General features: G+C 74.8%; 6 protein-coding genes. 1 reads left to right on the forward strand and 5 read right to left on the reverse strand.

Going from position 1 to position 5,716, the window contains the following annotated elements; genetic code table 11:
- Positions 1-24: 24 nt before the first annotated feature.
- Positions 25-1,533, forward strand: a complete 1,509-nt coding sequence (locus tag EAD96_RS00870) for a PLP-dependent aminotransferase family protein (RefSeq protein WP_121682922.1) — start codon at positions 25-27, stop codon at positions 1,531-1,533.
- Here EAD96_RS00870 and EAD96_RS00875 read toward each other — a convergent pair.
- From EAD96_RS00875 to EAD96_RS00895, 5 genes are read right to left on the reverse strand one after another with little or no spacing between them, the layout of a single operon-like run.
- Positions 1,478-2,941, reverse strand: coding sequence for a UbiD family decarboxylase (locus EAD96_RS00875; protein ID WP_121682923.1), 1,464 nt, complete (start codon positions 2,939-2,941; stop codon positions 1,478-1,480). The genes EAD96_RS00870 and EAD96_RS00875 overlap by 56 nt on opposite strands.
- On the reverse strand, positions 2,938-3,294 hold the full coding sequence (locus EAD96_RS31810) for a chorismate mutase (RefSeq protein ID WP_120570374.1): 357 nt from the start codon (positions 3,292-3,294) through the stop codon (positions 2,938-2,940). The genes EAD96_RS00875 and EAD96_RS31810 overlap by 4 nt, the downstream gene beginning before the upstream one ends.
- The gene (locus tag EAD96_RS00885; protein WP_013477221.1) at positions 3,291-3,638 is read right to left on the reverse strand and encodes a cupin domain-containing protein; all 348 of its coding nucleotides are present in this window, start codon (positions 3,636-3,638) and stop codon (positions 3,291-3,293) included. Before EAD96_RS00885 ends, EAD96_RS31810 begins: the two co-directional genes overlap by 4 nt.
- The gene (locus tag EAD96_RS00890; RefSeq protein WP_233585333.1) at positions 3,628-4,332 is read right to left on the reverse strand and encodes a flavodoxin family protein; all 705 of its coding nucleotides are present in this window, start codon (positions 4,330-4,332) and stop codon (positions 3,628-3,630) included. Before EAD96_RS00890 ends, EAD96_RS00885 begins: the two co-directional genes overlap by 11 nt.
- A gap of 57 nt (positions 4,333-4,389) precedes the next feature.
- Positions 4,390-5,694 carry a TrpB-like pyridoxal phosphate-dependent enzyme gene (locus EAD96_RS00895; RefSeq protein ID WP_121682925.1) on the reverse strand — a complete coding sequence of 435 codons (1,305 nt, stop codon included), beginning with the start codon at positions 5,692-5,694 and terminating at the stop codon, positions 4,390-4,392.
- Positions 5,695-5,716: the final 22 nt, after the last annotated feature.

Raw genomic sequence — 5,716 nt, forward strand, 5'->3', positions numbered from 1 at the left:
CGGCTAGGTGGGGGAGCGTCGCGGGTGGGGTCGTCGCAGCTGCTCGTGGTGCTCGACCGGGACAGCCCGGTGCCGTTGCAGCAGCAGCTCTGCGACCAGATCAGCGGCTCCGTCCGTGCCGGCCGGCTGCGCCCCGGCGACCCGGTGCCGCCCAGCCGGGAACTGGCCCACCAGCTCGGCGTCTCCCGCACCGTGGTCACCCGCGCGTACGAGCTGCTGCGCGCCAACGGCGTCCTCACCTCCCGGCGCGGCTCCGGCACCCGGGTCAGCGACGCCCTGCCCGACCTGCCGCACCGCGACCCGCCGGCCCGCACCCCGCTGCGCCCGGAACCGCCGCTGCCGACCGACGCCGGCAGCCCGCTGTGGCGGCCGTGGGAACCGGCGCCCATGCACCGGCCGGACGGGGCGTACGACTTCCGGCACGGCACCCCGGCGCTGGCGAGCTTCCCGGTGGCGCGCTGGCGGCAGTCGCTCGCCACGGCGGTGAGCCGCGCCGACGCGGTGGCGCTGGGCTACGGCCCGGCCGAGGGCTCCCCGGCGCTGCGCGCCCAGATCGCCGCGCTGCTGCGGCGCAGCCGGGCGCTCGACGTCGCCCGCGAGCACACCATCGTCACCAGCGGCGCCACCCAGGCCATGGACATCCTGGTCCGGCTGCTCGTCGGCCCGGACGACGTGGTGGTGATCGAGGACCCCAGCCACACCGTGCTGCGGCAGATCTTCGGCTACTCCCGGGCCGCCGTGGTGCCGGTGCCGGTCGACGAGGAGGGGCTGCGGGTCGGCGAGATCGAGGACCGGGTACGCGGCCACGGCCTGGACCCGGCCCGGGTCCGGCTGGTGTACGTCACGCCGTCGCACCAGTTCCCGACCGGGTTCGTCATGTCCGAGCGGCGGCGGCGGGCGCTGCTGCGCTGGGCGCGCGAGCACGCCGTCACCGTGCTGGAGGACGACTACCACAACGAGTTCACCTTCGCCGCCGAGCGGCTGCCGTCGCTGGCGGCCGACCCGCAGGGCGCGGACGTGGCGTACGTGGGCAGCTTCAGCAAGACGCTGTTCCCGTCGCTGCGCATCGGCTACGCGGTGCTGCCCCCGCACCTGGTCCGGCCGTTCCTCGGCATCAAGTGGATCACCGACCGGCTGACCCCGACGCTGACTCAGGAGGCGCTCGCCGAGTTCATCGACTCCGGCGCGTACGCCCGGCACATCGGCCGGATGGACCGCCTCTACCGGCAGCGGCGGGCCCGGCTGCTGGAGGCGCTCTACGAGCACTTCGGCGCCGGGGTACGCGTGTCCGGCGCCGCCGCCGGGCTGCACGTGCTGGTCACGCTCGGCGGCGCGTCCGGCGCCGGCGAGGCGGCGATCGTGCGCGCCGCCGCCGCGCGCGGCGTCCGGGTCTATCCCGCCTCCGGCTACTACGTCACCCACCCGCCGCCGGAGCCGACGTTCCTGATCGGGTACGCGGCGCTGCCCACCGCCCGGATCAGCGAGGGAGTGGCGCTGCTGGCCGGCGCGGCACGGGAAGCGACGGCTCGGTGAACCGGGGCCGGCGGAACCGGTCCCGCTGGGCGTACGGCACCGTGCAGTCGAACACCGCCTTCGCGGTGCGCCCGTCGGCGGACAGCGACCGGGAGTAGCCGGTGTGCTGGCTCGGGTCCAGGGGGAAGCCCTCCCGGTCGGCCAGGACCCGCAGATCCTGGTCCGCCTGGAACCGGGTCACCATGGCCCACCACAGGTCCTGGTCGGACTCCGCGTCGACGTCCTCGTCCACGCAGAGCACCAGCTTGGCCATCCGGAAGCCGTCCAGCACCGCCTCCGCCGCGTCCCGTACCGCGGCGTCGTCGGCCGGGCCGCGCTTGGCCGGCCACTGGAGCACCACCATGAGCTGGCCGCCGCCGGCGGTGTGGCAGTGCGCGGCCAGCGCCGGCGTGCCCCGGCGGCGCAGCAGGTCCAGCACCGCGGCCTCCATCCCGAAGCCGAGCAGCACCGACTGCTCGTGCCCGGGGCCGGAGACGGCCTGGAGGATCGGGCTCTCCCGCGCGGTGATCGCGGTGACCCGGATCAGCGGCAGCGACGGGTGCGCGCGGCCCTGGTAGCCGAGGAACTCCGGGGTGGCGACCGCGCCGTGCCGGCTCTCCGGCGCGTGCTCGGCCAGCAGTTCGCCCTCGATGACGTACTCGGCGTGCGCGACGTACTCGGCGTCCACAGTGGCGCAGGGCAGCAGCTCGACCGGCCGGCCGGCGAGCGCCCCGGCCACCGCCAGCTCGTCGACGTCCGGCGGCACCAGCGAGGTGGGGCAGCAGGAGGACAGCAGCACCGCCGGGCCGAGCCCGAGGTGGATCGCCACCGGCAGCGCCGCGCCCCGGCGCAACGCGGCCTGGTGGGCCAGTTCCAGGTCGCGGCCGGGGACCATCCAGATGGTCAGCATGTCCGGGCCCTGGACGCACATCCGGTGCACGGACAGGTTGCGTACCCCGGTGTCCGGGTCGGTGGCGAGCACCGCCCCGAGCGTCAGGTAGGGGCCGGCGTCCTCGTCGGTGAGCACCGGCACCGGCAGCGCGGTGAGGTCCAGCGGCAGCCGGTGCCGGGGCCAGCGCGCCGGGGCGGCGGCGGGCACCGGCGGCCGGGGCGCGGCCACCGCGTCGAGCAGCCGGTGCGGCAGCTCGGCCGGGGTGACTCCGAGCAGTCCGGCGGCGCGGCGCCGGGTGCCGTAGAGGCCCATCAGCACGGCCCGGGTGGGGCCGTGCGCGGGGCGTACCCGGTCGAACAGCACCGCGGGGCCGGGGCCGGTGGGCGGCGCGGCGGGCGCGCCGGCCCAGCGGGCGTAGTGCGCCGAGACGCCGTAGCGGGCGGGCAGCTCCTCGGCGACGCGGACCAGTTCGCCGGGCAGCGGGTCGAGCGTGGCGAGCGCGTGCCGCAGGTCGACCGGCGCCCGGCCGCCGGTCATCGCCGCTCCGGCGCCGCCGGGGCGGCCGGCGCCGCCCCGGCGGCACGGCGGTCCGCCAGCATGTCCATCTGCATCCGGGTCAGCTCCTCGATCAGCGTGCGGTACGTGGCCACCGCGACCTCCGGCGGCATGCCGTGCCGGCCGGCCAGCTCGGCGACCCGGTCGAGCACCTGCCGGACCCGGTCCGGTGACCGCACGGCCGCCTCGTCGGACTTGTGCGCGGTCAGTTCCCGGACCACCCGGGTACGGACCGCCAGCAACTCGACGATGCGCTGGTCGAGCCGGTCCACGGCGGCCCGCAGCTCGGTGATGCGGGCCGCGCCGTCAGTCCCGGCGCCGGGCGCGTCGCTCACGGCTGGTCGACCCGGTCGACCACGAACACGACGGTGGGCTCGTCCGCGCTGCCCTGCGAGCGGTGCTCCTCGTCGTCCGGGATGACGAAGCCCATGCCCGGGCGGCAGGGCACCGAGCGGTCCCGGAAGTGGATGGTGAACTCGCCCCGCAGCACGTAGCCGGTGTGCCCGCGCAGGCACCAGTGGTGCTCGTCGAACCCGGCGGGCAGCTCCAGCAGGCGCAGCCGCTGCCCCCCGACGTACGCGATCTTGACCCGGCCCTCGGCGCCGGGCTTGTCCCACTTCTCCCACTCGGTGGCGGGGAAGTCGATGCCGACCGGGACGGTCGCCTGCTCAGTGGACATTCTCGGTGTCTCCTCTGGTCGGAAGGGATTCGGTGCGGCGGGGCCGCGGCACGCGTTCGTTGCGGTCCCGGGAAGGCAGCACCGGGCCGCCGGTGACCCGCTGGTGGCGCTTGAGCAGCTGCACCATGTCGACCATCCGGTGCACCATGCGCTCCAGCGCGTCGACGCCCTCGGGGTCGGTCAGGCCGGGCGTGCCGGTGGTGTTGCGCAGCAGGACCGGGAAGCCGCTGCCCACCAGGATCATGCGGTTGAGCAGCAGGTTGTTGACGATCTGGTTGTGCACCGACGAGTCGCTGTAGCGGCGGCCGGTGACGATGATGCCGCCCACCTTGTCGGCCAGCGGGCGGGTGAAGCGCAGATAGCCGACCCCGGCCCGCTCGATGAAGATCTGCATCAGGTGGGCCAGGCCGAACCCGTGCACCGGCGCGGCGTAGATCAGCCCGTCGGCGCTGACCATCTGCTCCACCAGGGCGGGGACGTCGTCGTCCACTGTGCACGGCAGCGTACGGCTGTTGCAGTCGCCGCACGGGCTGCACGGCGAGATCCGGTGCTCGCGCAGCCGGATGGTGCGCAGGACGGCCCCGCGCTCGGCGATCAGGCGTCCGGCGTGCGCGACCGCGAGGTCGGTGTTGCCGCCCGCCCGTTCGGAACCGTTGATGGCCAGGATGGTGGCTGCTTCGCTGGGCAATCGCACCCCCGAGAGCTCGTCGGCCGGGACGCGGCGCCGCACCGCGCCGCGTCCCGCCCGGTGTCAGTCCGTCAGCTTGCCGGCGAAGTAGTCGATGTACGCCTGCATGTCGAAGTGGCCGTGCCCGGACAGGGAGAACAGGATCGCCTTCTCCTCGCCGGTCTCCCGGCAGCGCAGCGCCTCGTCCACGGCGACCCGCACCGCGTGGCTGGACTCCGGCGCCGGCACGATCCCCTCGCTGCGGGCGAACCGTACGCCCGCCTCGAAGCAGGCGGTCTGCGGCACGGCCCGCGCCTCGATCAGGTCCACCTCGCGCAGCGCGCTCACGATCGGCGCCATGCCGTGGTAGCGCAGCCCACCGGCGTGGATCGCGGGCGGCCGGAAGTCGTGGCCGAGCGTGTGCATCTTGGCCAGCGGGGTGAGCCCGGCGGTGTCGCCGAAGTCGTAGTCGTAGCTGCCCCGGGTCAGCGACGGGCAGGACGCCGGCTCGGCGGCCAGGAACCGCACGGTGGGACCGCCGTCGAGCTGGCGGCGCAGGAACGGCAGGGCCAGACCGGCGAAGTTCGAGCCACCGCCGGCCGCGCCGACCACCACGTCCGGGTAGTCGCCGGCCAGCCCCATCTGCGCCAGCGCCTCCTGCCCGATGATCGTCTGGTGCATCAGCACCAGGTTCAGCACCGAGCCGAGCGCGTACCGGGCGGCGCCGCCGCTGTGCAGCGCGGCCTCCACCGCCTCGGAGATGGCCAGGCCGAGGCTGCCGGTGGAGTCCGGGTCGGTGGCGAGCACCGCCCGGCCGGCCTCGGTACGGTCGCTGGGACTGGCGGTGACCGAGGCGCCGAACGTCTCCATCAGGCCGCGCCGGTACGGCTTCTGGTCGTAGCTGACCCGCACCATGAAGACCTCGCACTCGAGGTCGAAGTAGGCGCACGCCATCGACAGCGAGCTGCCCCACTGGCCGGCGCCGGTCTCGGTGGTCAGCCGTCGTACTCCGTCGAGCTTGCTGTAGTACGCCTGCGGGACGGCGGTGTTCGGCTTGTGGCTGCCGGCCGGGCTGACCCCCTCGTACTTGAAGTAGATCCGCGCCGGGGTGTCCAGGTCGCGTTCCAGCCGCCGGGCCCGGACCAGCGGGCTGGGCCGCCACTGCCGGTAGATGTCGAGCACCGGGCCGGGGATGTCCACGTCCCGTTCGGTGGAGAACTCCTGCGCGATCAGCTCGGACGCGAACAGCGGCGCCAGGTCGGCCGGTGTGATCGGCTCCCGGGTGCCCGGGTGCAGCATCGGCGGCAGCCCCTTGGGCAGGTCGGGAACCACGTTGTACCAGGTCGTCGGGATGTCACTCTCGGGCAGGACGAACTTCGTGGCGGTCATGGGGCCTCTTCCGGTGAGGGGT

The sequence above is a fragment of the Micromonospora sp. BL1 genome (assembly GCF_003667485.1).
Lineage (GTDB): Bacteria > Actinomycetota > Actinomycetes > Mycobacteriales > Micromonosporaceae > Micromonospora > Micromonospora tulbaghiae.